Below are 2,814 nucleotides of genomic sequence, written 5' to 3' on the forward strand. Positions count from 1 at the left end.
ATGACGCACACCGTCACCCCAGCGATGACGCAGACGTCACGCGGCGATGACGCAGACGTCACGTACGGTGTCATCGCCGGGATGAGGCGCCGCGTCACCCCAGGATGGCGCAACGCGGCATCAAAAGGACGTGAAGGATCACTGGCATAAATCCCAACGATCAGAAAAATTGATTGGCGCAACCCCTTGTGCCACGGTTACGTTCGGCTGGTCCAGCCAAGCGAAAAAGGCTGGCCATCGAGGAAATCTCCCATGCCACAGCGAAACGACACGGCGATATGGTCCGGCCTGTTCCGGATTTCGGCTGAATCCGGCCAAACCCTGCAGGCGCAGATCCGCCAAGCCATCGTAGCCGCCATTCTCGACCGCCAGATCGCCGCTTCGATGCCGCTTCCTTCCTGCCGGATCCTGGCCGAAAAACTTGGCGTGGCTCGCGGAACCGTGGTGCTGGCGTTCCAGCAGCTCGTCGACCAGGGTTTCCTGGTGGCGCGCGAGCGGCGTGGACATTTCGTCAATCCCGATGTGCTGGCGACACCGGCCAAGCCGCACCAGAAGGCGCCCGACCAGGCCAACGAGATCGACTGGAAGGCACGCCGCAAGATCGCCGCCAGCGACATGCCGCCGCCGGCCAAGCACGAGAACTGGATCAAGTCGTCCTATCCCTTCGTCTACGGGCAGTTCGACCCGGCGCTGTTCCCGACCGCCGAGTGGCGCGAGTGCAACCGCATGGCGCTTGCCGTGCTGGAAATCCGTAACTGGGCGTCCGACATGGTCGACCGTGACGATCCGCTGCTGATCGAGCAGATCCAGGCGCGGCTCCTGCCCCGGCGCGGCATCTTCGCCAATCCGGACGAGATCATCGTCACGCTGGGCGCTCAGAACGCGCTCTACATGCTGGCGACGCTGCTGATGTCCAAAGGCTCCAAGGTGGCGATGGAAGACCCAGGCTATCCCGACGCCCGCTCGATCTTCCGCCTTGCGGGCGCTGAGATACAGCCGGTGCCGGTCGACCAGTCCGGCATCGTAACTACTTCTATTGCCAACGATTCCGGGTTCGTCTTCGTCACGCCAAGCCATCATTGCCCGACCATGGTGCCGTTGTCGGCGGAGCGGCGGCAGGATCTTCTGGCGCGCGCCAACCGCTACAACCAGATCATCATCGAGGACGGCTATGACAGCCAGCTTCTCGACGAGGCACCGCAGCAAGCGCTGAAGAGCCTCGATCGCTCCGGCCGCGTCGTCTATGTCGGCTCGATGTCCAAGACGCTGGCTCCGGGCCTGCGGCTCGGCTACATCGTGGCGTCCGCCGGACTGATCGCGGAGCTCAGGGCGCTGCGCCGCTTCATGCTGCGTCACCCGCCGGCCAACAATCAGCGCGCCGTAGCGCTATTCCTGTCGCTCGGCCACCACGAGGCGCTGGTGCGGCGGCTGTCTTCAGCCTTCGACGAGCGGCGCAAGCGGCTGGTCCATGCGATTTCCGCCTTCCTGCCGGAATGGCGTTCGACCGATTCGGCCGGCGGCACGTCGCTGTGGCTCGAAGGGCCGCGCGGCACCGATTCGCGCGGGCTGGCCGAGGCAGCCGCCTCGCGCAGCGTCATCATCGAGCCAGGCGACCGTTTCTTCGATCGCACTGAAAAGCCTTCGCGTTTCATGCGGCTGGGCATCTCGTCGATCGCACTGCAGCACATCGAGCCAGGCATTCGCGAACTGGCCACGGCCGCCGGACGCAGACCCGCGGCCGCCTGATCCATCGTCGATCTCTCGTGACCGGAGCCGTTCGCAGCGGCTCCGGTATTTTAGCTCTGGCACATGGAACTGGGCCAGCTGGCCCATAGGATGGGCCAGTGCCAGCGGCATAGTCGGCGTCAGGGGAAGAAGCAGGCCGATGGTGGATCAACCGCCACGAGTTCCTGCCGACGAAGGTGGAGTGCTTCCATGCCAGTGGCTGTCGAACAGCAGGACACGCCGGCGAACCGTCGTCCGCAGCGCTCCGGTCTTCGCGAAACAGGACATGCCATGCGATCATCTCCCCTGGTGGAGGATACCAGACCACAGCACAAGGCCATCGAGGGCGGCGGCTACGGGCCGCTGCGCGGGGATGACCGCGAGCGTATCCACGAGGGCGTGCTGACGCTTTTGGAGACAGTGGGTTTCGCCAACGCCATTCCTTCCTGCATAAAGGTGCTGACCAAGGTGGGGGCGGTCCACGGCGACGATGGCCGGGTCCGCTTTCCGCGCGCGCTCGTGCTCGACACCATCAAGCGAGCGGCACGACATTTCACGCTTCATGGCCAGGACCCCAGGCACGACATGGTGGTCCAGGGCAAGCGCGTGCACTACGGCACGGCAGGCATCGCCGTGCACCTAGTGGATCTGGAGAAGCGCGAGTACCGCGAGTCCAAGCTGCAGGATATTTATGATGCCGCCCGCATCGTCGACGGGCTGGACAACATCCATTTCTTCCAGCGGCCGATGGTGGCGCGCGACATCGCCGATCCGCTCGAGATGGATTTCAACACGCTTTATGCCTGTGTGATGGGAACATCGAAGCACGTCGGAACATCCTTCACCGTGCGTGAGAACGTGAAGCCTGCGCTTGAAATGCTGTACGCCATCGCCGGCGGCGAGGAGAATTTCCGTGCCCGGCCGTTCGTTTCCAACTCCAACTCATTCGTCGTGCCGCCAATGAAGTTCGCCGAGGATGCCTGCGGCGTGCTTGAGGCCTGCGTCGAAGGCGGCATCCCGATCCTGCTGCTGTCGACCGGCCAGTCCGGCACCACGGCACCCGCGGCGATGGCCGGCGCCGTCGTGCAA

The 2,814-nt window shown here is 64.3% G+C and carries 2 protein-coding genes; both read left to right on the top strand.

Going from position 1 to position 2,814, the window contains the following annotated elements:
- Positions 1-252 precede the first annotated feature (252 nt).
- Entirely contained in the window at positions 253-1,746 is a 1,494-nt protein-coding gene (locus EN984_RS29565; protein ID WP_027039660.1) for a PLP-dependent aminotransferase family protein, read from the top strand.
- A gap of 189 nt (positions 1,747-1,935) precedes the next feature.
- Positions 1,936-2,814: trimethylamine methyltransferase family protein (locus EN984_RS29570; protein ID WP_206517506.1), on the top strand; the 879-nt coding region annotated here is incomplete at its 3' end.

The sequence above is a fragment of the Mesorhizobium sp. M7A.F.Ca.CA.004.12.1.1 genome (assembly GCF_003997835.1).
Lineage (GTDB): Bacteria > Pseudomonadota > Alphaproteobacteria > Rhizobiales > Rhizobiaceae > Mesorhizobium.